We start from the raw sequence: 23,989 nt of genomic DNA, 5'->3' as shown, positions 1-23,989 counted from the left end.
GCAGCAACAGAGTGAAACGCCCATTGCGGTGAGCTGATCGGGCACGCCCGGCCGCCGGTTACTGGCTAATCAGCGTGCCGGTTTTCCCCTCAATGCCCGCTTTCGCCTGGCGTAGCTCGGTGATCAGCGCCTGGCGGCCAGGCCGCGAGTGGGCAAAGGCGACGGCGGCCTCCACTTTTGGCAGCATTGAACCTGCGGCGAAGTGACCTTCGGCGATAAAACGCTCCGCATTCCTGACGGAGAGCGTATCGAGCAACTGCTGGTTGGCCTTGCCGAAGTGCAGCGCCACTTTCTCCACGGTGGTGAGAATGATCAACATATCTGCATCGATCATGGCGGCGAGCGTGGCGCTGGCCCAGTCTTTATCGATCACCGCGCTGACGCCGCGCAGATGCTGCCCTCACGTACCACCGGAATACCGCCGCCGCCGCAGGTGATCACCACCTGACCCGCGGCCATCAGCGCTTTTACCGTCTCTTTTTCAATGATATCGACCGGTTTTGGCGAGGCGACAACCCGCCGGTAGCCGCGCCCGGCATCCTCCTTCATGGTGTAACCCTGGCGGATAAGCGCCTGCGCTTCAGCTTCGGAAAAGAAGGAGCCAATCGGTTTGTCCGGCTGGCTGAAGGCGGCATCGCCCGCCGCCACTTCCACCTGGGTTATCACCGTGGCGACGGGAATATCGAGGTTACGGGCGAGCAGGGCTTCGCGCAGGGTATTTTGCAGATCGTAGCCAATATAGCCCTGGCTCAGGGCGACGCAGACCGACATCGGCAGCATCGGCGTGTGTGCCTCGGTTCTGGCGGCGGCCTCGAAGGCGAGAGTGATCATGCCCACCTGCGGGCCGTTACCGTGGGTGATCACCACCTGGTGCCCCTGGGCGACCAGTTCCGCTATTGTTTGTGCAGTCTGCTGTAGCGCCTGCATCTACCCGGCGAGATCGCACCCGAGCGCATTTCCGCCGAGGGCGAGAACAATCTTTTTCTTCATAGCACACTCTCTTGTAGCAACGGTTCCGCTGACGGCAGCGTAAGCGGCTGAAAGGGTTGGCGGCGTAAAAAGCGCCCCTGGCCAGCAACGCCGGTGAATACGCCGTTATCGAAGATCACCCGCCCGCGCGACAGGGTCTGGCGGATCGCCCCCTGACAGATAAACCCCTCCCACGGCGAGTAGTCCGCATTGTCATGCAGCCGGTCGTGGCGAATGGTGGTGGTGCGCTGCGGATCGATAATCACCACATCGCCATCCGCGCCGGGAGCCAATAGCCCCTTTTGCGGCCACATGCCGAACAATTTCGCCGGGTTGGCGCTGGTAAGCGCCACAAAGCGTTCGGGCGAAATACGCCCGGTCATCACCCCATAGGAGAAGAGCAGCAGCAGGCGGTTTTCCACCCCCGGTAGCCCGTTCGGGCAGCGGCTGAAATCGCCGCCGGAGAGGGTCTGGCGCTGAGTCAGCGAAAAAGCGCAGTGATCGGTAGCGACGGTATCAATCGCGCCATCGGCAATGCCGCTCCACAGCGCATCGTTGTGGCGGGCGTTACGCAGCGGCGGGCTGAGCAGATACTTCAGCGCATCCTGGCGTTCGTAGCAGCGCTCGTCGAGCAGCAGATACTGCGGGCAGGTCTCTACCCACACCGGCTGCTGTTGCGCGCGGGCCAGACGCAGGTACTCCAGCCCCAGCTGATTGGAGAGGTGCACGATATAGAGCGGCGCGTCGCCGGCAAGCCGCGCGAGATTAATCACTCTGGCGATCGCTTCCGCTTCGCACTCCGGCGGGCGGCTCAGGGCGTGGTAGCGCGGCGCGGTTTTCCCGGCATTAAGAAACGCCGCGCGGCGCTGGGCGATGGCGGCATCGTTCTCCGGGTGGACGGTGGTCAGCGCGCCCGCCAGATGCAGATGGCGCATCGCCTGCAAAATCTCATCATCGTTCAGCTTGTACTGATAAGTGAGATAGAGCTTGAAACTGCTGATGCCGCTCTCCACCATCATCGGGATCTCATCCAGAATGCCGTGATTCACATGCTGGATCACGCCGTGAAAGCTGTAGTCGATCACTGCTTTATAGGCGGCATAGTTATGGTAAACCCCGAGCTGGTGGCGCAGATGGCAGCCGGGCGGGCCAAAGCCCATATGATCGACCACCGTAGTGGTGCCGCCGCAGGCCGCCGCGCGGGTGCCGGTAAAGAAGTCGTCGCAGCTGCGGGCAAGCCCGGTATCAATATTGAAATGGGTGTGAACATCGATGCCGCCGGGCATCACATAACAGCCCGTGGCATCAATCACCTTGCAGGAGGCATCGGCCTCAATCGTGCTGGCAATTTGCTTAACCCGCCCGGCATCGATAAGCAGATCCGCGCAGGCTCTCTTGTCAGCGTTGACGATAAGGCCATTTTTAATCAGTACGCGCATAGAGACTCCAGAACGCCCGCCGCGAAATCAGGCGGGCGTGACATCGACAAGCTACGCAGTCGCCAGCCAGCTCAGCGGGATCGCGGCATACATCGCCGCGCAGGTGACCAGATGCGACTTCCAGGTCTTCTCATTCGGCGCATGGGCTTCCGGCTCTTTACCGGGGCCAAAACCGATAACCGGAATGCCGTGCCGTCCCATAATTGAGACGCCGTTGGTGGAGAAGGTCCACTTATCGACCACCGGCGCGCTGCCGAACAACCCCTCATAGGCGTTGTAGAGCGCGCGCACCGTGAAGTGATCCTCCTCCACTTTCCACGTCGGGAAGTAGCACTCGGTAGGATAGATAAGCCCGGTCCACGACGGGCGGTCATAGCTGTACATCGACACTACCGCTTCGGCCTTTTTCACCGCCGGTAGCGCGCGGATCTCCTCCAGCGCGCCTTCCCAGCTTTCGCCCCAGGTGAGGCGGCGATCGATAGAGATGGCGCAGCTATCCGCCACCGCGCAGCGGCTTGGCGAGGTAAAGAAGATCTCGGAGACGGTGAGCGTGCCTTTGCCGAGAAAATCGTCATGTCCCAGACGTTGCGACAGCTTCTCCAGTTCGTTGAGAATCGGAGCCATTTTGAAGATGGCGTTATCACCGCGCTCCGGCGCGGAGCCATGACAGCTGACGCCATGCACATCGACGCGGATCTCCATGCGCCCGCGATGGCCGCGATAGATCTGGCAATCGGTCGGTTCAGTGCTGACGACAAACTCCGGGCGAATGCCGGACTGCTCGATAATGTACTGCCAGCAAAGTCCGTCACAATCCTCCTCCTGCACGGTGCCGGTCACCAGCAGGGTGTACTCATCCTCAAGGCCAAGATCTTTAATGATCTTCCCGGCATAGACCATCGAGGCCATGCCGCCCTCTTGATCGGAGGCACCGCGCCCGCCGATCAGCTCATCGGTTTCAATCCCGTGATAGGGATCAAAGCCCCAGTTTTTGATATTGCCGACGCCGACCGTATCAATATGCGCATCCATGGCGAGCAGCCGCGGGCCGTGGCCGATATAGCCGAGCACGTTGCCCATCGGGTCGATCTCCACTTTGTCGAAGCCGACGCGCTCCATCTCCTCTTTAATGCGGTGAACGACACGCTTCTCATCACAGCTTTCGCTGGGGATGGCGATCATATCGCGCAGGAAGCGTGTCATCTCCGCTTCGTAGAGGTGTGCTTTTTCAACAATCTGCTTAAACGGGATAGCTTTAGCCATCGCTCTCTTCTCCTGTTATGACGCTTGCCGCCTGGCGGGAGCGGCGCTGACGCCGGTGTAATTATTCAGCCGCCGGATGCTTGCCTGCCCACACCACCTCGCGATAGTGCTGCGCATCGGTATCGCCTTCGGTGCTGATCAGCAGCACCACCGAGTCGCGATTAAGCTGTAAGCTTTTTCTCAGCGACTCGCCCTGTGGGTGCAGCGGGATAGCGGCGAGCAGGCCCGCGCCAACGGCGCCGGATTCGCCGGAGATGATGCGCGGATCGTCGCCCAGCGGATGGCCGAGCACACGCATGCCCAGCGCGGCGACGGCGTCTTCACAGGCGATAAACTGGCTGGCGCAGTTGCGCAGGATCGTCCAGCCGAGCGGGTTGGGTTCGCCGCAGGCGAGGCCCGCCATAATGGTCTCCATCTCGCCGCCTACCTTGACGATCTCCCCCTTTACGGCGGAGCGGTAGAGGCAGTCGGCATGCTCCGGCTCAATAATCACGCTGTGCAGATGCCGGGCGTCGAAGATGTCGGCGAGGTAGTTCAGCACGCTGGCTGCCATTGCGCCGACGCCCGCTTGCAGGAAAACGTGAGTGGGGTGGGGTGAGCCCATCGCGGCCATCTGTTCGATCGCTTCATCAATCAGTGTGGCGTAGCCCTGCATAATCCAGGTGGGAACTTTGGTGTAGCCAGGCCACGCGGTATCCTGCACCACCTCCCAGCCATTTTTTTGCGCCCGTTGCAGGGTAAAGCGCACGGTATCGTCGTAATTCATATCGGTGACGATGCACTCAGCCCCGAGGCGCAGAATGGCATCGACTCGCGCCTGCGCGGAGCCTTTCGGCATATAGATCACGGCGTTCTGCCCAAGCTGCTGCGCCGCCCAGGCGACGCCGCGCCCATGGTTGCCATCGGTGCAGGTGGCGAAGGTGAGCTTCTCCTTGCTGCTTGCTTTGAAGTGCTCAAACGAGAAGGCGTTGATATCAAGATGATATTTCTCGCATAACAGCTGCGCGATGGCGTAAACGCCGCCGAGCATTTTGAAGGCATTAAGGCCGAAGCGCTGCGACTCATCTTTCACCAGAATCGTATCGACACCGACGCACGCCGCCAGCGCGTTCAGGGCATAGAGCGGAGTGGGCTGATAGCCCGCCAGTTTTTGGTGAAACTGGCGCGCCTGCTGTGCCTGCTGGCGGGTGAAGCGCGGCGAGGCTTCGCCGGTAAAGAAGTGGTTTTCTGCAATATTGATACGCAATGGAAGTGCGGACATGTTCTAACCTTCTCCATAATGTCAGAAACAGTAAGTGGCCGACCGGGCTGCCGGACGGTTACAAAATGCGTTTTTGCGCGTCGGTAAACAGCTGTTCCAGTAGCTGGCCCGGCTCGGCATATTTGCGACAGAGGATCATCGAGGCGATGATGTAGGGCTTCCAGCTCGCCTCTTTGTAGGTGGCAATGCGGTATTTTTCGAACACTTCAGCCGCGACTTCGCCTTCGTCGCAGGAGACGCCGCTGATATCCGCTGGCAGGCAGTGCATATAGAGCGCTTCGCCGTTGCGGGTGGTCGCCATCAGCGCCTCGGTACACTCCCACTCTTTATGGCGGGCGTTCTGCGCCAGGCAGTGCTGCTCCAGCGCTTTCAGCCCCTGATGATCGCTGGCGCGCAGCAAGTCCGTGCGCTGCTCCATTACGGTGTAGGGCGCCCAGGATTTCGGGTAGACGATATCGGCATCCTTAAACGCTTCTGCCATATCATTGACCTGGCGGAAGCTGCCGCCCGAGGCTGCGGCATTGCTTTTTGCCACTTCAATCACATCCGGGATCAGGTCGTACCCTTCGGGGTGCGCGAGGGTGACATCCATTCCAAAACGCGTCATCAGGCCGATGATCCCCTGCGGCACCGAGAGGGGTTTGCCATAGCTTGGCGAGTAGGCCCAGGTCATGGCGATTTTTTTGCCCTTCAATGCCTCCAGTGAGCCGAAGTGTTCGCGCAGCCAGGCGAGATCCGCCATCGACTGGGTCGGGTGGTCAATGTCGCACTGTAAGTTAATCAGCGCCGGACGCTGCGGCAGCACGCCCTGTTTATGGCCGTCATCCAGCGCTTCACCCACTTCCCGCATATAGGCGTTACCGGCACCGAGATACATGTCGTCACGAATGCCGATGGCGTCCGCGCAGAAGGCGATCATATTGGCGGTTTCACGCACCGTTTCGCCGTGGGCAATCTGCGATTTTCCCTCATCAAGATCCTGCTGCGCGAGGCCGAGCAGATTCAGCGCCGAGGCATAGGAGAAGCGGGTGCGGGTGGAGTTATCGCGGAACACCGAAATGCCCAGCCCGCTTTTGAACACGCGGGTGGCGATATTCTCTGCACGCAGCGCCTTCAGTGCCGCGGCGACATCAAGCACCTGCTTCAGCTCATCCGGTGACTGCTCCCACGTCAGCAGAAAATCTTTCTCATGCAGATGCGAGTGAAGGGTGCGGATCTCCTTGATTAATTCATTAACAGTTTTCATTTTGCAATCCTGATTAAGAATGACGGGCTTACGCATGGCGGTGCGGTTGCAGGGGGAGTGTGACGCGCGACGGCCAGCGTGTAGTGGCACCCTAACAATAAGTGTGCCACTTCCCACAGGCTGTGCTGGATGGCGGGTAAAGGGCCGGGATTATGCGAGCCATATCACGGATTCTTGCAAGATTGCGCAGAAAAGAAGCAATACGCTGAGGCGAGTGAACAGACGATGCGGTGGCGAGGTAAAGGCGAAAAGGGACGTGCGGGAAAAATAGCCGGGAAATAACCGCTAAATTGATAAACTACGCCGCGGAATTATCATATTGATAGCGAAATGTGATAGCTATTACATATTTACCATTCGTCACAAAGCGGTTGGGTGTGGTTATTCCGTAATACGCGAAGGGGAGTGTTATCCTGCAACGACGGAAAGCAGAGCGGAAAGATGCTGTTAAAAGTTTGTGAGCAATAAATAAGGACGATTATGATTCCATCCACCACGCCCTCCATTTTGATGCAGATTCAACCTAAGATACAAAAATTCGCCGGAATGCTGGCGAGCGTTCTGCAACTGGAAGTGGAAATTGTTGATAATTCATTATGCAGGGTCGCCGGAACGGGAATTTTTGATACGCAAATTGGGCGTAAATTAAATACAAGTTCACAACTATTGCGCCACATTGTTGAGACAAAAAAGGAGAAAGTGGTTACCCACTCCCGCTTCGATCCCTTCTGTAATGGCTGCCACAGCAAAGCGAACTGTAAAGAGAAAGCCTTTATCGGCACCCCGGTTATCTATCATGGGCAGTGTGTTGGGGTGATTAGCCTGGTGGCATTAACCCATGAGCAGCAAGTTCGCATCAACGATAATATTCAGGCCTTCTCCGATTATGTTCGCCACGTCTCGTCGATATTTGTTTCACGTTTTCTTCAGGATCTCTCCAGCAACGATAATATTCAGAAAGTCTTTTTGACCATGATTGAATTTATGGATCAGGGCGTGCTGGTGGTCGGCCACGATCATAAAATTAAATTCGCTAACCCTTCGGCGCTGAAAATTATCGGTGCGTCAGCGGGAAATATGATCGGCAAGAGTATACATTTTCGTCCTCTGAGCTTTGAGGACCATTTCCGCCACGGTCATATGCTGCACGTCGTTTCATTCGATGATAAGAAAGAGCTTATTATCGGTCAGCTGCATGCGGTTCAGGATCAGTGGTTATTTTTAATGGCTTTTCACCAGTCCCACTCATCAGCAGAATTAAGCGCTGCCCACGAGGAGCCCTTAATTGAGAGCCTGATCGGAGAGTGCCGCCCGATGCAGCAGTTGAAAAAGCTGATTCACCGCGTCGCGCCCGTCCCCTCAAGCGTGATGATTGTTGGCGAGAGCGGTACTGGAAAAGAGGTGGTCGCCAGAGCGATCCATAAGCTGAGCGACCGCAGCGTCAAACCTTTCGTCGCCATCAACTGCGCGGCGATCCCTGAGCATCTGCTGGAGAGCGAGCTGTTCGGCTACGTTAAAGGCGCGTTTACCGGCGCATCGGCTAATGGCAAAACGGGTCTTATTCAGGCGGCAAATCATGGCACCCTGTTTCTCGATGAGATTGGCGATATGCCATTAACCCTGCAGGTGAAGCTGCTGCGCGCCATTGAGTCGCGGGAAGTGCAGCCAGTGGGCGCCTGCCACCCGGTGCCGGTAGATATTCGTATTATCTCCGCGACCAATCAAAACCTTGCACAGGTTATTGCCGAGGGTAAATTCCGCGAAGATCTCTACTATCGCCTGAATGTGATCCCGCTACGATTACCGCCGCTGCGCGAGCGCCAGCAGGATATTGAACTGCTGATCCACTACTTTCTTCATCTGCATACGCACCGGCTGGATCTGGTCTATCCCGGCGTTGCGCCGGAGGTGGTGGCCTTTCTGCAGCGCTATCGCTGGCCGGGCAATATCCGTGAACTGAGCAATCTGATGGAGTATCTGGTCAATGTTGTGCCCTCCGGGGAGGTTATCGATATCTCGCTTTTGCCGCCCAATCTGTTGAGCAGCGACAACGTCAGTGTATCGAGCGAGCGCGTCAACTCCTCGGCTGCCGAAGGGCGGGCAGAGAGCGTCACGGCGCTGGAGGAGATGGAGCGGCAGATGATCTGTGACGCGCTTTCGCGCTACGGAAATAAAAAGCAGGCAGCAGATGTGCTGGGGATTGGTATTGCCACGCTCTATCGCAAAATTAAAAAGTATGCGCTGGAAGGAGTGTGAATAAAGGGGAATGGTCGGGGGCAGAATATCAGTATGTCCCCTGCAGGAATCGAACCTGCAACTAGCCCTTAGGAGGGGCTCGTTATATCCATTTAACTAAGGGGACGCAGAGCGGGGCCGTGAATTGGCGTGCGTATGCTACCGTAACTGTTTGCTGCGCTTCAAGGTTTTTGTTCTTTTGTTTTAGCGTGAGGCGATATGGTGTAGGGGAAGGATGCCATCCTGAGATGGCATCCTTCTGTTCAGGCTTTTTTTAATAAGTACTTTCTGAACAGAGAGCTGAGCTTTTTCTCTAACAAATAGTGAGAGATGACGGCAAAGATAAATGAGAGGATCACCGCGAGCACAAAGAGCATTAAACCGCCCCAGGCAGATTGATTATGGTGCAGCGCTTTGCTGAGCAGTGATTTCGCACGGTAATGCACAAGGTAAAGAGAGAAAGAAATTTTCCCGGTATAGAGCACCGGCTTCGGTGCCCAAAAAGCGTACTGCGCTTCGTGATTGGTCAGGGAAAATACCAGTGCAAAGGCGGCGAGAATATAACCGAGGCCGCCAATCTTGCTGTAATGGGTTAACAGAATAAAGAGAAACAGCGCGAAGCTAAGCACGATTAAGGCAATGCTGACACCTTTGCCATAGGTGATCTTTTTATTCACCACCAGCCAGCCGATAAAGGTGCCGACAAGAAATTCGAGCATCAAACTATTGGTGAGGGTGGCGAGATAGCCCGGATAGTTATAGTGGTTTGAGGGTGAAATCGCCACGTTGTGCAGCCAGGCAGGGATGGCGACCGCCAGAGCCACAATCACAAACAGCACACTGTTTTTACGCGTTTTGAACAACATGCAGAGGGTGAACAGCGTGTAGAAAATAAATTCGTAATTGAGCGTCCAGCCAACAAACAGTTTAGCCACGCCAAACCAGGGCGCGATTTGCGTCGTGTCTAACGGAATAAACAGCAGTGAAGTGGCGGTTTGCATCCACGACTCAACGCTACTGCCAGCCACCAACAGCGTAATAGCGAAATAGGGTGGGAAGACACGGCAAAAACGCTTAATAAAGAAGAGCTTTGCAGAAGTTAAACCGCCGTTGTCGTCGCGGGTAATGTAGTAAATAATAAACCCGCTGATGACGAAAAAGAGATCGACGCCGATATCACCGTTGAGAAAAAGTCGATCGCCCCAGCCTTGAAATGACTGATTAATAAAGCTTTTAAAATGAAAGCACATCACTATTACCGCAGCGAAGGCCCTCAATGCCTGTATTGAATAGAAATTTCTATCAGTCATCACATCATCCATATTTTATGAGTTTTTACTGCCACGTGTTTTTTATTGTGATGTCGCTAACACGCATTTTAAGAGTTATTAAGTCAATCTAAAACCAGGCTAAATGCCCGAAGAGAAGCAAACCTCCCCACCATTACCGCGTAGGGAGGCTAAAAATTACAATGAGACCTTTTCTACATGACCGTCAGGAATATGGCTGTAATACCAGTGCTCGCCATTGATTTCCGTTGATTTCAGTTTCTCTGCCGCGAGCGTACGGTGCGTGTGACCCACTTCAACGGTGACCGGCTGAGTAATTGGCTGCGGGCTAATGATAATTAAATCACCCTGCGCGTTGCTGTAGGCGGTGATGTTGTCTGCAAGCCGGATAACTTCACCATTGGCGATAGCGGAGTAATCAAAGTCCACCGTTTCGGGTAAATATTATCAACACCAAAATATTGGCCATAGATTTCAGGATCGTGGAACAGGCCAAACTGACCGCCGCTGTTCTGCATTTTAATAAAGTGGTAATCAGGAATGGTGATCTCTCTGTTTCCCTGCGCGGACTCTTTTTCGATAATGCTCATCCGCACCTGCTCTTGCAGCGCAATACGCGTGTAGCTTTTATGCATCAACGTCCATGACCAGGCAAAAGTGCCTGCGCACAGCAGTGTGACAATTGCCGTGCAGATAACGGCTTTTCTGACACCGCTCATTAAAATGCCGTAGGCGATAAAAGCGATGGTCAACAGGAAAAACATAAAGGTGCCGTTGACGACCCGGTCCGGATAGGAGGGCGAGGCGAACATAATCAGCACCGTGCCGACGCCAAAAATCGCCGTCAGGATAGCGGGCAGCACCGTGCGGCGGGTAATTTTCGCTTTCACCTCTTTATTAAAGAGAATAACCAGCACCAACAGCAGCAGCACAACGTAGCTAATCCAGATTAGCGCCAGATGGTTGTGTACTCGTTCGGTTAAGTGAATGGTAATACGCTCCAGCAGCGGTTTGCCGTACCAGTAGGTTTTACTGGCCGCACGCACAAAATTACCCGGCGAGAAGATCAGCGTACAGGAGCCCGCCAGCGCTGAAAGAGCATAAATAATTTTGTTTTTGGCCACCGATTTCGCTGTGACCATTTCATAAATAATGGCGACCAGCGCGAGAAGCACGACAAAAGGTGACACGCTCTCATTCGAGCAGCCCGCCATAAAAGCGAGCACCATCAGTAATGGATTAATGGTTTTAATATTATCGACGGTGATGCGGTAGAGATAAAAAATCCATGCGGCGACAAACAGGTTTGTCCAGAGATAGTTGGCCGCACCGACCAGCCAGAAGGTGGTCTGCCCCAGGTTAGGGTTAGCTATCCAGTAGGTGCAGAAGACCAGCGGCAGCAAAATATTATCGCTTTTTTGCCAGCGCAGGGTTTTGCCCGGCGTTTTGGCAATGAAATAACAGAAGGCCAAAGCCGCAAACGCGGTTGAAAAAGCGTAGACAAATTGCGACTGGGTGATGAGTATCAGTGAGCTGGCGTAATCTGCCACGATCCTGCCGCTCCAGGTCATATACCATTGGTAATGGCTGGCAGGGGAGATACCCAACAGATAGTAGCGGTAATCATCTGAGTGAATCGGCGTTAGCCACTCAATGGCGAACAGGCTCGCAAAAACGAGCGCAATAAGCAGAACTTTATAAGATTTCTCTAACATAATAATTAACGTTCCAGGGTTCTTTTTCTGTTCTTAATTAGATAACGCGGTCTCTCTTTCACTTCGGTATAAACGCGTCCCATATATTCACCAAGAATACCTATGCCGATAAGCTGAATACCGCCTAAAAAGAGGATCGCCGTCATCAAAGAGGGATAACCGGGTACCGGATTTCCCCATAACAACTTATCGATCACCATCCAGATGGCGTAGAAAAAGGAGAGCAACGAGACGCTAAGACCGATATAGGTCCAGATACGCAGCGGGAAGGTGGAGAAACTGGTGATGCCATCAAGCGCAAGATTCCACAGTTTCCAGCCATTGAATTTTGACTTACCGGCCACGCGGTCAGCGCGAATATATTCAACAATATCGGTGTTGCCGCCAACCCAAGAAAGGATGCCTTTCATAAACAGATTACGTTCGGAAAGCAGTTTGATATTTTCTACGACCTCCCGCGACATCAGGCGAAAATCACCGACGTTCTCTTCTATCTGCGGATAGCTGATTTTATTGTGCAGCTTATAAAACCACTCTGCTGATTTGCGCTTCATGCGGCCATCGGTTGAGCGATCGCTACGCTTCGCCAGCACCATATCGGCACCCGCCTGCCATTTAGTAATCAGATGGGGAATGACCTCAACTGGATCCTGCAAATCGACATCTATCGGGATAATGGCCTCTCCCGTTGCGTGCTCAAGCCCGGCAAATAACGCCGGCTCTTTGCCGAAATTACGCGTAAAAGATAACGGCACGACCAGCGGATCGGAGAGCGCGAGGGTATTAATAATGGTTTCAGTGGCATCTTTGCTGCCATCATTAATAAAAACCAGTTCTACGGTATAGGGCTTTAACGCGTCAAAGCCGCGCACCGTTTTATAAAAGATGGGTATCGCCTCTTCTTCATTAAAGACGGGCACCACCAAAGAGATTTTCATTTTGCATCCCTGAAAACAATTAACTTTGACCAGGCGAAGCCGCATACCAGGCTGATAGCGGAAAAGAGAATCAGCGTCACGATGGGCGGCATGCCGGATTTGTCGGCAAGCCAGCCGACTGCCACGCTTAGCATGCCCATAAATCCGACATACATCAGGTAACGCCCGGTAGTGGTTGATGATTTGAAGGTGAATTTCGCATTCGCGAAAAAACTGAAACTGACCGCAACAATAAAGCCGGCAAGGTTAGCCAGCGCCTGGCGCGTGGAGAAACCATAAACGCACAGACAAAAAATAAGCCAGTGCAGCGCGGTATTTAATAAACCAATAGAGGCGTAAGTAGAAAATCGTTTAAACATAATTCTGAGCAATGAGTCGCTGATGCCGCGAGTGTAGCAGACAACCCCTGGAAGGTCATTAGAGGGTGCCAGTCCGCGATAATCAGCGCTCACTGCTCAATGTGATATATCACCGTAATTTATCAGTCGCTGACAAATTACGCCTCACCACGCGCTTGTTTCTCCTCTTTCGCTTTGGCTTTCGCCTCCGCTTTGCGGGCGGTGCTCATATCGTTGCGGATCTGTGCATGGCTGAGCAGGGCGAAAATAAAGGTGCCGCCGCAAATATTCCCGGCGAGCGTCGGCAGGGCGAAGGGCCACAGGAATTCGCTCCAGTGCAGCGTACCGTTAAATACCAGGTAGAAGATCTCTACGGCACCGACCACGATATGGGTGGTGTCGCCGAGTGCTATCAGCCAGGTCATTAAAATAATCACCACCAGTTTTGACGCACCCGCTGCCGGGAACATCCAGACCATGGTGGCGATGATCCAGCCGGAGATAATCGCGTTGGAGAACATCTCCAGCGGCGTGTTTTTCATCACGTCCATGCCGATTTTGACAAAGGCGTCGCGGGTTGGCTCATCGAAGATCGGCATATACTCAAAGGCGAATGCGGCAACGGCGGTACCGACCAGGTTACCCAGCAGCACCACGCCCCATAGCCGCCCGAGCAGGCCCATATTTTTCCAGCTTGGGTTTTGCATTACTGGCAGAACGGCGGTGACGGTGTTCTCCGTAAAGAGTTGCTGACGCGCCATAATGACGATAATAAAGCCGAAGGTGTAACCGAGGTTTTCCAGCAAAAAACCGCCGGGAATGCCCTCCAGCTGGACATGAAAAATGCCCTTTGCCAGTAACGATGCGCCCATCGATAAGCCTGCGGCAATCGCTGACCAGAAGAGCGCCATTGCGTCGCGCTCCATCTCTTTTTCGCCATCCTGACGAATATGTTCATGGATCGCCATCGCCCGCGAGGGCAGATGCTCCTCATCAACCTCTATCTCCTCGCCGCGCTGCTTCTCTTCGCTTTCGACTTTCATATCATCGCTGTGCTGGTCGATCTTCTCTTCTTCTATTTTGTCCACGAAGGCCTCACTTCATTGATTTTTGTGCGTTAAGCGTAGCGGCTTTCTCCCTGTATTCAGGGCGGTATCCTCCGAAATTATAGTGAAGAGCAAAAAAGGCGATAGATTGCCTGGAAACAATGTATAAGATTATTAACACGCCGCACCGGCAACTGCGGCTATGCTGAAGTGAATCACACAGTCCACGACATAGACATCATAAGACGCGCTGTTACAATGCGTTGCATTTGATGAATGGCCTCGAAGAAGGCCGTATTCTGCAGGGAGAGAATGATGAAATACCGCCTGTCGGCGCTTGCGCTGGCCACCACTGTGCTGGTCGGCTGCGCCAGCTCGAACGAGACGCAAGGGCGCTCGGACCCGTTAGAAGGGTTTAACCGCACCATGTATAACTTCAACTTCAATGTGCTGGATCCCTATGTTGTCAGACCGGTTGCCGTTGCCTGGCGTGATTATGTGCCGCAGCCGGCGCGTAACGGGTTAAGCAACTTCACCAGTAACCTTGAAGAGCCGGCAGTGATGGCGAACTACTTCCTGCAGGGTAATCCTTATCAGGGGATGGTTCACTTCACCCGCTTCTTCCTTAATACCGTATTGGGGATGGGCGGCTTGATGGATGTGGCCGGGATGTCAAACCCGAAACTGCAGCGCGAAGAGCCGCACCGTTTTGGTAGCACGCTGGGCCACTACGGCATGGGTTACGGCCCGTACATGCAACTGCCGTTCTATGGCAGCTTCACCCTGCGTGAAGATGGCGGCGATATGGCGGATACGCTCTATCCGGTGCTCTCCTGGCTCACCTGGCCGCTCTCCGTTGGTAAATGGACGGTTGAAGGCATCGAATCGCGTGCCCAACTGCTTGACTCCGACGGCCTGCTGCGCCAGTCCTCCGATCCCTATATCCTTGTGCGTGAAGCCTACTTCCAGCGCCATGACTTTATCGCCAACGGCGGTAAGCTGAAGCCGCAGGAGAACCCGAACGCACAGGCGATTGAGGGTGATTTAAAAGATATCGACTCGGAATAAAAGCCAATAAAAAAGGTGAGCCAGAAGCTCACCTTTTTTTATCGCTACGCGCTTATCAGAAGGCGTAGTTAAAGTTGGCACCGTACAGCCAGGCGCGACCTTCAGATTTGAAAGTGTACGGCCCTTCGGTGAACTTCACTTTCTGACCGTGCATATAGGAGACGCCGACATCCACTGATGCATCTTTATTAAATGCATAGGTTGCACCGGTGCTCAGCCACAGGCGATCCTGGTCCGGAATGGAGATAGAGCGTTTGTCAGCCGGAACCGGGCTGTCATCAAAGGCGATACCGCCGCGGAAGGTCCAGTTATCATCCATGTAATAGGTGGTACCGAGTGCGATACGGTAGGCGTCTTTAAAGCCCTCTTCTTTATAGAAGAGCTGCTGACCCTGGTTACCCGTCGCTTTCAGCTGCTGGAACTGGCTCCAGCTGGTGTAAGCGAGGCTGTAGTGGATTGCCCACTGCGGATCGACACGGTTATAACCCGATACTTCCCACATTTCCGGCAGGTTAAGCGTCAGTGAACCTGGAATCGTCGCGCCGCCTGTAGCAAAAGGCAGGCCGTTCAGACCGAGCGCGGGTGCCAGCGTATTCACTGCTGTCGGCAGGCTGCTCTTATAGTCGCCATCGAAATCAACTTTCACTTCCGAGCGATAAGTCAGACCCCAACGGTTATTTTTATCCAGCTCATACAGAATGCCGGCGTTCCAGCCAAAGCCCCACTCGTTGCCTTTCAGATGCGCAATCTGGGTATCTGGCGGAATCAGCCCGCTAAGGCCAAATGCACCGCCCGTCGCGGCGTCAACCTGCTGCGGCAGATCGCCCGCGTAGCGTTCAATTTTCGCGCGTGCATAGACAGCGTCGAAACCGAGGCCGAAGCTCCAGTTGTTATCAAGACGGTATGCGCCGCTGAGGTTCAGGTTCAGGGTTTCAAGGTCGGTTTTACCGCCCATTGAGCCAGCCGTGTAGTTGTTGTTGAACTCTGTCGCCAGACCGTAGTTGGAGGTGACGGATGCGCCCCAGCCAAACTGATCGTTAATCGGCGCAACAAAGTGCAGGTTCGGCACCCATGCTGTCGGTGCAATATTATCCTGACTGGCGTTGTTGCCAATCGCAGAGCGTCCGGTTACATCTACGCCAGGATCGACAAACACCGCGCCGCCGGAGAAGGTCGGGCGATCAAACATAGTGATCAGTGCCGGGTTACGGCTGGCGTTGCCCGCATCATCAGCAATCGCGCCTTCACCAGAGTAAGCGCGACCGAGGCCGGAGGCGGAGAATTCGTTGAGTTGAAAGCCTGCGGACCAGGCCTGGGTAGAAACGAGTGCCACTGCGACTGCCAGAGCAGACTTGGTAAAACGGGTTTTCTGGCTCATGACCATAACCTCATTCGAAGCGAGTTATTTTTATACAAACTTTCTTACGCCTTGTTAAAGAAGCGCGAAGTGTAGGGTCTGAGCTACCGCAGAGAAATCAGACCAGTGGCGAGAGTATAGGTCTGACCAGAACTAATGTTGCAAGTATGTAATCAAGATTTTTCAATTGTGATCTCCGAAACGGGATCTGCGTGGCAAATTTAGCCGTAGCACGGATCCCCGTTTTCGGTAGTTTTTGTTTTAGATCATTTTTAATTGTGATTTCGGTCACTTAAGGCGGTTCCGGCGATTAACGACTGGAGCGACCCTGCGCGGCGGCGTAAAATATGTGCAATCTTGACCTGGTACCCAGGGTGCAAATTTAGAGGAAATCTTCTATGAGTAAATGCAGTGCTGATGAAACCCCGGTTTGCTGCTGTATGGATGTCGGAACCATTATGGACAACTCCGACTGTACCGCCTCCTACAGCCGCGTATTCGCTAACCGCGCCGACGCCGAAGAGACGCTGGCGGCACTGACCGCCAAAGCACGTAGCGTCGAGTCTGAACCGTGTGAAATCACTCCGACTTTCACCGAAGTGGCAGACGGCGTTAAAATTGATATCGATTTTGTTTTCGCCTGCGAAGCGGAAACCCTCATTTTCCAGCTCGGTCTGCGCTAAACCCCGCGCTCAACGCTCCCCCCTGCGGGAGCGTTTTTTTATCCGTTTATCTGTGCCTTAGCTCGCATTTTTTCCTCCCTGTCATTGGCTAAATGTAAAAGATTGGTTAAGACTGTTATCAGGTCAGACCACTTTATCGATTCCGTTGTTAACAGGGGAGTGTTATGAGTCAGGCGTTACCGCTTGTCACCCGTCAGGGCGACCGTATTGCCATTGTCTGCGGGTTACGAACCCCATTTGTCCGTCAGGCGACCGCCTTTCACGGCGTGCCGGCGATCGATCTCGGCAAAATGGTGGTGGGGGAGATGCTGGCGCGCAACGAAATTCCCCCCGAAGTGATTGAACAACTGGTCTTCGGCCAGGTGGTGCAGATGCCGGAAGCGCCGAATATCGCGCGTGAAATCGTGCTCGGCACCGGCATGAGTGTGCACACCGACGCCTATAGCGTCAGCCGCGCCTGCGCGACCAGTTTCCAGGCGGTGGCGAACGTAACGGAAAGCTTGCTGGCTGGCACCATCCGCGCGGGTATCGCCGGAGGGGCGGACTCCTCTTCTGTACTGCCTATTGGCGTCAGTAAAAAACTGGCGCGCGTGCTGGTGGATGCCAACAAAGCGCGCACCGTCGGGCAGAAACTCAAACTCTTCTCGCGCCTGCGTCTGCGCGATCTGCTGCCCGTTCCGCCTGCGGTCGCCGAGTACTCGACCGGCCTGCGCATGGGCGATACCGCCGAACAGATGGCGAAAACCTACGCCATTAGCCGTCAGGAACAGGATGCGCTGGCGCACCGCTCTCACCAGTTCGCCGCTCAGGCCTGGGCCGAGGGCAAACTGGCTGAGGAGGTGATGACCGCCTACGCGCCACCGTTCCGCGATCCCATCGGGCAGGACAATAACGTGCGCGGCAACTCCAGCCTCGCCGATTACGCCAAACTACGCCCGGCTTTTGACCGCAAACATGGCACCGTCACGGCAGCCAACAGCACGCCGCTTACCGATGGCGCGGCGGCGGTGATTTTAATGACCGAATCACGCGCCAGAGAGCTGGGCCTTGTGCCGCTGGGCTATCTGCGCAGCTACGCCTTTACGGCAATTGGCGTGCAGAAAGATATGCTGCTCGGCCCGGCCTGGGCGACGCCGCTGGCGCTGGATCGCGCCGGGTTAACCCTGGCCGATCTCACTCTGTTTGATATGCATGAAGCCTTTGCCGCCCAGACCTTAACCAACCTGAAACTGATGGCCAGCGATCGTTTTGCCCGTGAAGTGCTGGGGCGTTCGCAGGCCACCGGCGAGGTGGATGAGAGCAAATTTAACGTGCTTGGCGGCTCGATTGCCTATGGTCACCCCTTTGCCGCCACCGGCGCGCGGATGATCACGCAAACCCTGCATGAGCTGCGGCGTCGCGGCGGCGGTTTCGGTCTGGTCACCGCCTGCGCGGCGGGAGGATTAGGCGCGGCAATGGTTCTGGAGGCGGAATAATGACGGTTTCTGCGTTTACCCTTAATGTGCGCCCCGACAATGTCGCGGTCGTTACCATCGATGTACCCAATGAAAAGATGAACACCCTGAAAGCGGAGTTCGGCGCACAGGTGCGCACCATCTTAAAAGCGATCCGTGATAACCGCGCTCTGCGCGGTGTGGTGTTTATTTCGGCGAAGGCGGACAACTTTATTGCTGGTGCCGATATCAACATGATTGGGCGCTGCCAGAGCGCGAAAGAGGCGGAAGAGCTGGCCCTGCAGGGGCAGAAGATCATGGCGGAGATCCATGCTCTGCCGATCCCGGTTGTTGCCGCCATCCACGGTGCCTGTCTTGGCGGCGGGCTGGAGCTGGCGCTGGCCTGTCATCGCCGCGTCTGCTCGGACGATGGCAAAACCATTCTTGGCCTGCCGGAAGTGCAGCTCGGCTTGCTGCCCGGCTCCGGCGGCACCCAGCGTTTGCCGCGGCTTGTCGGTGTCAGCACTGCGCTTGAGATGATCCTGACCGGCAAACAGCTTCGTGCGCGTCAGGCGCTGAAAGTGGGGCTGGTGGATGATGTGGTGCCGCACGATATTCTGCTGGAAACCGCAGTCGAACTGGCGCAGCAGGAGCGCCCGCTCAGCCGCCGTTTACCGGTGCGCGAACGCATTCTCGCCGGGCCGCTCGGCCGTACGCTGCTGTTTAAGATGGCGGCGAAGCGCACCGAACAGAAAACCCATGGTAACTATCCTGCCGCACCACGCATTTTATCGGTGATTGAGACCGGCCTGGCGCAGGGGCGTAGCAGCGGTTATGAGGCGGAAGCGCGCGCCTTTGGTCAGCTGGCGATGACGCCGCAGTCGCAGGCGCTGCGTAACATCTTCTTTGCCTCGACCGACATCAAAAAAGATCCCGGTAGCACCGTTGCCGCCGCGCCGCTGCACACCGTCGGCATTCTCGGCGGCGGGCTGATGGGCGGCGGCATCGCTTATGTTACTGCCAGCAAGGGCGGGTTGCCGGTTCGCATTAAAGATATTAATGCGAAAGGCATTAACCATGCGCTGAAGTACAGCTGGCAGGAGTTGGATAAAAAGGTGCGTCGCCGCTTTATCAAACCCGGCGAGCGCGACAGCCAGATGGCGAAGATCTCCGGCTCGCTTGATTACCGCGGCTTTGCGCATCGTGATGTGGTGATCGAAGCGGTATTTGAAGATCTCTCCCTCAAACAGAAGATGGTGAGTGAAGTGGAGGCGCACTGCGCGCCGCATACCATTTTTGCTTCTAATACCTCGTCGCTGCCCATTGCGGATATTGCCGAAAACGCGGCGCGTCCGGGAAAGGTGATCGGATTACATTTTTTCAGCCCGGTGGAGAAGATGCCGCTGGTGGAAGTGATCCCGCACGCCGGTACCGATGAGCAGACTATCGCTACTACCGTGAAGCTGGCGAAGAAGCAGGGCAAAACGCCGATTGTGGTGGCCGATAAAGCGGGCTTTTACGTTAACCGCATTCTGGCACCTTATATCAGTGAAGCGATGCGCATGCTGAGTGAAGGCGAGCCGATTGAAGCCATCGACCGGGCGCTGGTGAAGTTTGGTTTCCCTGTCGGCCCCATCCAGTTACTTGATGAAGTGGGCATCGATACCGGCACGAAGATCATTCCGGTGCTTGAGGCCGCTTATGGCGAGCGTTTTAGCGCGCCTGCAACGCTTGTCTCCGCGATTTTGAATGACGATCGCAAAGGGAGAAAAAATGGTCGTGGTTTCTATCTTTACCCGACAAAAGGGCGTAAAAGCAAAAAACAGCCTGACCCCTCGATCTACCGTTTAATCGGCGTGTCGGCAAAAGGGCAGTCGTCGGGGCAGCAGATTGCCGAGCGCTGCGTCCTGCTGATGCTTAACGAAGCGGCGCGCTGTTTTGATGAACAGGTGATCCGTAGCGCGCGCGATGGCGATATCGGTGCCGTTTTCGGCATTGGCTTCCCACCTTTTTTAGGGGGGCCTTTCCACTATATGGATACGCTGGGCGCGGCAAGCGTCGTGGCGTCGCTGCAGCAGATGGAGGCGCGTTATGGGGCACGATTTGCACCGTGTGAAGCCCTGTTACGCATGGCTCAGGAGGGGAAACGCTTCTGGCCGACAGCGGAAAGTGAGCCTGTAAATTAAGGTCGAAAAAAGTAAATGTGTTATACCTCATGGCCTTTGCGGTTATTTCATAAACAGTGATTGACTATACTTGCGCCATTGAGGTAAAAAACAGCGTTTCATTCAACGAATGAATCAGGCAAAATGCCCGGCCATCCCGTTTTTTTGCCAGCGTGATCTCTTTTCACCGGCAAAAGCGCGATGCTTCTGGTTAACAAAAGCGGTGCAATATGCAAGTTTTTATCATGCGTCACGGCGATGCTGCCCTCGATGCAGCCAGTGACTCCGTTCGTCCGCTTACCCCTTGCGGCTGCGACGAATCGCGTCAAATGGCAACGTGGTTGAAAGGCCAAAAAGTGGATATCGATCGTGTTCTGGTTAGCCCGTTTTTACGCGCTGAGCAGACGCTGGAGAAGGTAGGGGAGTGCATGAACCTGCCTGACAACGTGGATGTCCTGCCGGAGTTGACGCCCTGCGGCGATGTCGGCCTGGTAAGCGCTTATCTGCAGGCGCTGGCCAATGAAGGCACCGAAACGGCGCTGGTGATCTCGCACCTGCCGCTGGTAGGCTACCTGGTTGCCGAGCTCTGTCCCGGCGAAACGCCGCCCATGTTCACTACCTCGGCTATCGCCAGCGTCACGCTGGATAAAGAGGGCAAAGGGGTGTTCAACTGGCAAATGAGTCCCTGCAACCTGAAGATGCCGAAAGCCATCTGATTCATCGGACCGATGCAAAAAAAGAGCCGCACTGTGCGGCTCTTCTCATTTCTGCCTCACGGCAACTCCGGCGGCTGCCACTCTTCGACTTCAATCAGCACCAGCACTGCCGCATCGCCGCCGTACTCTTTTGGCGCCTGGTGAAACGCCATCACGTGCGGATGTTGTGCCAGCCAGAGCGGCGTTTGCTGCTTAAGAATGTGTTTGCCGTGGCCGTGCATCACGCAGGCGCAAAAGACATGCTCGCGCCGACAGGCGGCAATTAGCGCGCCAAGCTCCTGTTTGGCCTGCATCTGCGTTAAACCGTGCAGGTCGAGAAACAGCTCCGGGGAGTAATCGCCGCGGCGCAGTTTTTTCAACTCAAAGTGGCTGACATCGCTGCGAACATATTTCACCGGGCCATCGGTGTTGAGCAGCGGCTGAAACTCGTCGGAAAAGTAGTGGCTGTTATCCGCCTGCTCCTGCAACAGGCGCTTGACCGGCACTTCGGCGATCTTCTTGCGCGCCGGGCGGTGAACAACGGTGTCCTGCTTCATCTGGCGCGTCCCGATCATCAGCTGCCGGAACAGGGCCTGCTCCTCCTCGCTAAGCGATGGTTTCTTTTTCATTTGCGCATCCTGTTTTTTCTTTGCGCCAGTGTACCCGACTGCAGGCGGCTGCGGTGCAGCAAAATGCATTTTTACGCCGCGCAGATGCGCGTGGATGCTGATTTATCCCCATCTTCATGGCAAACTAGCCGCCGAATTTATTGCGAGCATGCCCTGGGGGATAGTATGGATAAAATTTTCGTCGACGAAGCAGTGAACGAGCTGCACACCATTCAGGACATGTTGCGCTGGTCGGTCAGCCGATTTAGCGCCGCCAACATCTGGTACGGCCACGGCACCGACAACCCCTGGGATGAAGCGGTGCAGCTGGTGCTGCCAACTCTCTATTTACCGCTGGATATTCCCGAAGAGATGCGTAACGCGCGCCTCACTTCCAGCGAGCGCCACCGCATCGTTGAGCGCGTGATCCGCCGCGTTAACGAGCGCATTCCGGTGGCCTATCTCACCAATAAAGCCTGGTTCTGCGGCCACGAATTTTACGTGGATGAGCGCGTGCTGGTGCCGCGTTCGCCGATTGGCGAGCTGATTAACAACCACTTCGCCGGGCTTATCGACCAGCAACCGCAGCACATTCTTGATATGTGCACCGGCAGCGGCTGTATCGCTATCGCCTGCGCGTACGCCTTCCCGGAAGCGGAAGTGGACGCGGTGGATATCTCTGCCGATGCGCTGGCGGTAACGGAACACAATATTGAAGAGCATGGCCTTATTCACCATGTCACGCCAATCCGCTCCGATCTCTTCCGCGATCTGCCGAAAGTGCAGTACGACCTGATTGTCACCAACCCGCCGTACGTTGATGAAGAGGATATGTCCGACCTGCCGTCAGAATACCGTCATGAACCGGAGCTGGGTCTTGCCTCCGGCAGCGATGGTCTGAAATTGACGCGCCGCATTCTCGCCTGCGCTCCGCAGTACCTCTCTGATAACGGCATCCTGATTTGTGAAGTCGGTAACAGCATGGTACATCTGATGGACCAGTACCCCGATGTGCCGTTCACCTGGCTGGAGTTCGACAACGGCGGGGACGGTGTCTTTATGCTGACCAAAGCGCAACTGATTGCGGCACAAGAACATTTCAGCATCTACAAAGACTGATCAACGCGCAAACACACAACGAATAACGGAGCCGTGATGGCAGGAAACACGATTGGACAACTCTTTCGCGTCACCACTTTCGGTGAATCGCACGGGCTGGCGCTGGGCTGTATTGTTGATGGCGTGCCGCCGGGCATTCCGCTGACGGAAGCGGATTTACAACACGATCTCGACCGCCGCCGTCCCGGCACCTCGCGCTACACCACCCAGCGCCGCGAGCCGGACCAGGTCAAAATCCTCTCCGGCGTGTTTGAGGGCGTGACTACCGGCACCAGCATCGGCCTGCTGATTGAAAACACCGATCAGCGCTCGCAGGACTACGGTGCGATCAAAGATCTCTTCCGTCCCGGTCATGCGGATTACACCTACGAACAGAAATATGGCGTGCGCGACTATCGCGGCGGCGGTCGCTCCTCCGCCCGTGAAACGGCGATGCGCGTCGCGGCTGGCGCAATTGCGAAAAAATACCTCGCACAGAAATTCGGCATCGTCATTCGCGGCTGTTTAAGCCAGATGGGCGACATTCCGCTGGAGATCAAAGCGTGGGATCAGGTTGAGCTTAACCCCTTCTTCTGCCCGGATCCGGACAAGATCGAGGCGCTGGACGAGCTGATGCGCGGCCTGAAGAAAGAGGGCGACTCTATCGGCGCGAAAGTGACAGTGGTTGCTGACAACGTTCCACCTGGCCTTGGTGAGCCGGTATTTGACCGTCTGGATGCTGATATTGCCCACGCCATGATGAGCATCAATGCGGTGAAAGGCGTTGAGATTGGCGACGGCTTTGAAGTGGTGAAACTGCGCGGCAGCCAGAACCGCGATGAACTGACCCGCGACGGCTTCCAGAGCAACCATGCTGGTGGCATTCTCGGCGGTATCAGCAGCGGTCAGCAGATCGTTGCCAATATCGCGCTCAAGCCCACCTCCAGCATCACCGTGCCGGGTAAAACCGTGACGCGTTCTGGCGATGAGGTGGAGATGATCACCAAAGGGCGTCACGATCCCTGCGTTGGCATTCGCGCGGTGCCGATCGCCGAAGCGATGCTGGCGATCGTCTTAATGGATCACTTCCTGCGTCAGCGCGGTCAAAACGCTGATGTCACTCCTTCACTTCCACGCTGGTAA

General features: G+C 55.4%; 19 protein-coding genes, 1 tRNA gene and 1 pseudogene. 8 read left to right on the top strand and 13 right to left on the bottom strand.

Going from position 1 to position 23,989, the window contains the following annotated elements; translation table 11 throughout:
• Positions 1 to 58: 58 nt before the first annotated feature.
• From arcC to ygeW, 5 genes and pseudogenes are all read right to left on the bottom strand, one after another.
• A pseudogene (gene arcC, locus BWI95_RS21350) lies at positions 59 to 990 on the bottom strand (carbamate kinase).
• On the bottom strand, positions 987 to 2,408 hold the full coding sequence (hydA, locus tag BWI95_RS21345; RefSeq protein ID WP_054804308.1) for a dihydropyrimidinase: 1,422 nt from the start codon (positions 2,406 to 2,408) through the stop codon (positions 987 to 989). Before hydA ends, arcC begins: the two are co-directional and overlap by 4 nt.
• 51 nt (positions 2,409 to 2,459) lie before the next feature.
• The gene (locus BWI95_RS21340; protein ID WP_054804309.1) at positions 2,460 to 3,671 is read right to left on the bottom strand and encodes a YgeY family selenium metabolism-linked hydrolase; all 1,212 of its coding nucleotides are present in this window, start codon (positions 3,669 to 3,671) and stop codon (positions 2,460 to 2,462) included.
• 61 nt (positions 3,672 to 3,732) lie between these two features.
• Positions 3,733 to 4,932: a diaminopropionate ammonia-lyase gene (gene dpaL / locus BWI95_RS21335; RefSeq protein WP_076770209.1), complete on the bottom strand. Its 1,200-nt coding sequence runs from the start codon at positions 4,930 to 4,932 to the stop codon at positions 3,733 to 3,735.
• 58 nt (positions 4,933 to 4,990) lie between these two features.
• Positions 4,991 to 6,178, bottom strand: a complete 1,188-nt coding sequence (gene ygeW / locus BWI95_RS21330) for a knotted carbamoyltransferase YgeW (protein WP_076770208.1) — start codon at positions 6,176 to 6,178, stop codon at positions 4,991 to 4,993.
• A 480-nt stretch (positions 6,179 to 6,658) separates the two neighbouring features.
• Between ygeW and BWI95_RS21325 the strand changes: the two genes are divergently transcribed.
• The gene (locus BWI95_RS21325; RefSeq protein WP_076770207.1) at positions 6,659 to 8,434 is read left to right on the top strand and encodes a sigma-54 interaction domain-containing protein; all 1,776 of its coding nucleotides are present in this window, start codon (positions 6,659 to 6,661) and stop codon (positions 8,432 to 8,434) included.
• Between the two features lie 34 nt (positions 8,435 to 8,468).
• On the opposite strand, the gene BWI95_RS21320 is transcribed toward BWI95_RS21325, so the two are convergent.
• From BWI95_RS21320 to BWI95_RS21295, 6 genes are all read right to left on the bottom strand, one after another.
• Positions 8,469 to 8,540: transfer RNA gene (locus BWI95_RS21320), tRNA-Arg, on the bottom strand.
• Positions 8,541 to 8,676: 136 nt separating this feature from the next.
• Complete coding sequence (locus BWI95_RS21315) at positions 8,677 to 9,663, bottom strand: acyltransferase family protein (RefSeq protein ID WP_232374401.1); 987 nt, start codon at positions 9,661 to 9,663, stop codon at positions 8,677 to 8,679.
• A gap of 377 nt (positions 9,664 to 10,040) precedes the next feature.
• Positions 10,041 to 11,417 (bottom strand): DUF6056 family protein, encoded by a 1,377-nt coding sequence (locus BWI95_RS21310; RefSeq protein WP_232374400.1) that lies wholly within the window; start codon positions 11,415 to 11,417, stop codon positions 10,041 to 10,043.
• Positions 11,418 to 11,422: 5 nt separating this feature from the next.
• Positions 11,423 to 12,355 carry a glycosyltransferase family 2 protein gene (locus BWI95_RS21305; RefSeq protein WP_054804312.1) on the bottom strand — a complete coding sequence of 311 codons (933 nt, stop codon included), beginning with the start codon at positions 12,353 to 12,355 and terminating at the stop codon, positions 11,423 to 11,425.
• Complete coding sequence (locus BWI95_RS21300; RefSeq protein ID WP_076770205.1) at positions 12,352 to 12,714, bottom strand: GtrA family protein; 363 nt, start codon at positions 12,712 to 12,714, stop codon at positions 12,352 to 12,354. The genes BWI95_RS21305 and BWI95_RS21300 overlap by 4 nt, the downstream gene beginning before the upstream one ends.
• A gap of 137 nt (positions 12,715 to 12,851) precedes the next feature.
• Positions 12,852 to 13,781, bottom strand: coding sequence for a formate/nitrite transporter family protein (locus BWI95_RS21295; RefSeq protein ID WP_139568557.1), 930 nt, complete (start codon positions 13,779 to 13,781; stop codon positions 12,852 to 12,854).
• A gap of 273 nt (positions 13,782 to 14,054) precedes the next feature.
• Here BWI95_RS21295 and mlaA point away from each other — a divergent pair, with 273 nt between their 5' ends.
• Complete coding sequence (mlaA, locus tag BWI95_RS21290) at positions 14,055 to 14,807, top strand: phospholipid-binding lipoprotein MlaA (protein ID WP_076770204.1); 753 nt, start codon at positions 14,055 to 14,057, stop codon at positions 14,805 to 14,807.
• A gap of 55 nt (positions 14,808 to 14,862) precedes the next feature.
• On the opposite strand, the gene fadL is transcribed toward mlaA, so the two are convergent.
• Positions 14,863 to 16,185 carry a long-chain fatty acid transporter FadL gene (gene fadL / locus BWI95_RS21285; RefSeq protein ID WP_076770203.1) on the bottom strand — a complete coding sequence of 441 codons (1,323 nt, stop codon included), beginning with the start codon at positions 16,183 to 16,185 and terminating at the stop codon, positions 14,863 to 14,865.
• Positions 16,186 to 16,562: 377 nt separating this feature from the next.
• Between fadL and BWI95_RS21275 the strand changes: the two genes are divergently transcribed.
• From BWI95_RS21275 to sixA, 4 genes are all read left to right on the top strand, one after another.
• Positions 16,563 to 16,847, top strand: coding sequence for a YfcZ/YiiS family protein (locus tag BWI95_RS21275; protein WP_054804314.1), 285 nt, complete (start codon positions 16,563 to 16,565; stop codon positions 16,845 to 16,847).
• Between the two features lie 164 nt (positions 16,848 to 17,011).
• On the top strand, positions 17,012 to 18,322 hold the full coding sequence (gene fadI, locus BWI95_RS21270) for an acetyl-CoA C-acyltransferase FadI (RefSeq protein WP_076770202.1): 1,311 nt from the start codon (positions 17,012 to 17,014) through the stop codon (positions 18,320 to 18,322).
• Positions 18,319 to 20,466: a fatty acid oxidation complex subunit alpha FadJ gene (gene fadJ / locus BWI95_RS21265; RefSeq protein ID WP_156884938.1), complete on the top strand. Its 2,148-nt coding sequence runs from the start codon at positions 18,319 to 18,321 to the stop codon at positions 20,464 to 20,466. Before fadI ends, fadJ begins: the two co-directional genes overlap by 4 nt.
• A gap of 209 nt (positions 20,467 to 20,675) precedes the next feature.
• On the top strand, positions 20,676 to 21,161 hold the full coding sequence (sixA, locus tag BWI95_RS21260) for a phosphohistidine phosphatase SixA (protein ID WP_054804315.1): 486 nt from the start codon (positions 20,676 to 20,678) through the stop codon (positions 21,159 to 21,161).
• Between the two features lie 56 nt (positions 21,162 to 21,217).
• Here the strand turns inward: sixA and smrB are convergent, their stop codons facing one another.
• Entirely contained in the window at positions 21,218 to 21,769 is a 552-nt protein-coding gene (smrB, locus tag BWI95_RS21255) for an endonuclease SmrB (protein WP_076770349.1), read from the bottom strand.
• A gap of 165 nt (positions 21,770 to 21,934) precedes the next feature.
• Between smrB and prmB the strand changes: the two genes are divergently transcribed.
• Together prmB and aroC are read left to right on the top strand one after the other, a co-directional pair.
• Positions 21,935 to 22,867 (top strand): 50S ribosomal protein L3 N(5)-glutamine methyltransferase, encoded by a 933-nt coding sequence (gene prmB / locus BWI95_RS21250; protein WP_054804316.1) that lies wholly within the window; start codon positions 21,935 to 21,937, stop codon positions 22,865 to 22,867.
• 36 nt (positions 22,868 to 22,903) lie between these two features.
• Complete coding sequence (gene aroC, locus BWI95_RS21245) at positions 22,904 to 23,989, top strand: chorismate synthase (protein ID WP_076770200.1); 1,086 nt, start codon at positions 22,904 to 22,906, stop codon at positions 23,987 to 23,989.

This window comes from Kosakonia cowanii JCM 10956 = DSM 18146 (assembly GCF_001975225.1).
Lineage (GTDB): Bacteria > Pseudomonadota > Gammaproteobacteria > Enterobacterales > Enterobacteriaceae > Kosakonia > Kosakonia cowanii.
The sequence above is the reverse complement of the archived record's forward strand: the minus strand, read 5'-3'. Positions and strand labels throughout refer to the sequence as shown.

Coding starts and splice junctions, on each gene's coding strand:
- hydA (WP_054804308.1), bottom strand. CDS start 2,408: ATGCGCGTACTGATTAAAAATGGCCTTATCGTCAACGCTGACAAGAGA.
- BWI95_RS21340 (WP_054804309.1), bottom strand. CDS start 3,671: ATGGCTAAAGCTATCCCGTTTAAGCAGATTGTTGAAAAAGCACACCTC.
- dpaL (WP_076770209.1), bottom strand. CDS start 4,932: ATGTCCGCACTTCCATTGCGTATCAATATTGCAGAAAACCACTTCTTT.
- ygeW (WP_076770208.1), bottom strand. CDS start 6,178: ATGAAAACTGTTAATGAATTAATCAAGGAGATCCGCACCCTTCACTCG.
- BWI95_RS21325 (WP_076770207.1), top strand. CDS start 6,659: ATGATTCCATCCACCACGCCCTCCATTTTGATGCAGATTCAACCTAAG.
- BWI95_RS21315 (WP_232374401.1), bottom strand. CDS start 9,663: ATGTGCTTTCATTTTAAAAGCTTTATTAATCAGTCATTTCAAGGCTGG.
- BWI95_RS21310 (WP_232374400.1), bottom strand. CDS start 11,417: ATGTTAGAGAAATCTTATAAAGTTCTGCTTATTGCGCTCGTTTTTGCG.
- BWI95_RS21305 (WP_054804312.1), bottom strand. CDS start 12,355: ATGAAAATCTCTTTGGTGGTGCCCGTCTTTAATGAAGAAGAGGCGATA.
- BWI95_RS21300 (WP_076770205.1), bottom strand. CDS start 12,714: ATGTTTAAACGATTTTCTACTTACGCCTCTATTGGTTTATTAAATACC.
- mlaA (WP_076770204.1), top strand. CDS start 14,055: ATGAAATACCGCCTGTCGGCGCTTGCGCTGGCCACCACTGTGCTGGTC.
- fadL (WP_076770203.1), bottom strand. CDS start 16,185: ATGAGCCAGAAAACCCGTTTTACCAAGTCTGCTCTGGCAGTCGCAGTG.
- BWI95_RS21275 (WP_054804314.1), top strand. CDS start 16,563: ATGAGTAAATGCAGTGCTGATGAAACCCCGGTTTGCTGCTGTATGGAT.
- fadI (WP_076770202.1), top strand. CDS start 17,012: ATGAGTCAGGCGTTACCGCTTGTCACCCGTCAGGGCGACCGTATTGCC.
- sixA (WP_054804315.1), top strand. CDS start 20,676: ATGCAAGTTTTTATCATGCGTCACGGCGATGCTGCCCTCGATGCAGCC.
- smrB (WP_076770349.1), bottom strand. CDS start 21,769: ATGAAAAAGAAACCATCGCTTAGCGAGGAGGAGCAGGCCCTGTTCCGG.
- prmB (WP_054804316.1), top strand. CDS start 21,935: ATGGATAAAATTTTCGTCGACGAAGCAGTGAACGAGCTGCACACCATT.
- aroC (WP_076770200.1), top strand. CDS start 22,904: ATGGCAGGAAACACGATTGGACAACTCTTTCGCGTCACCACTTTCGGT.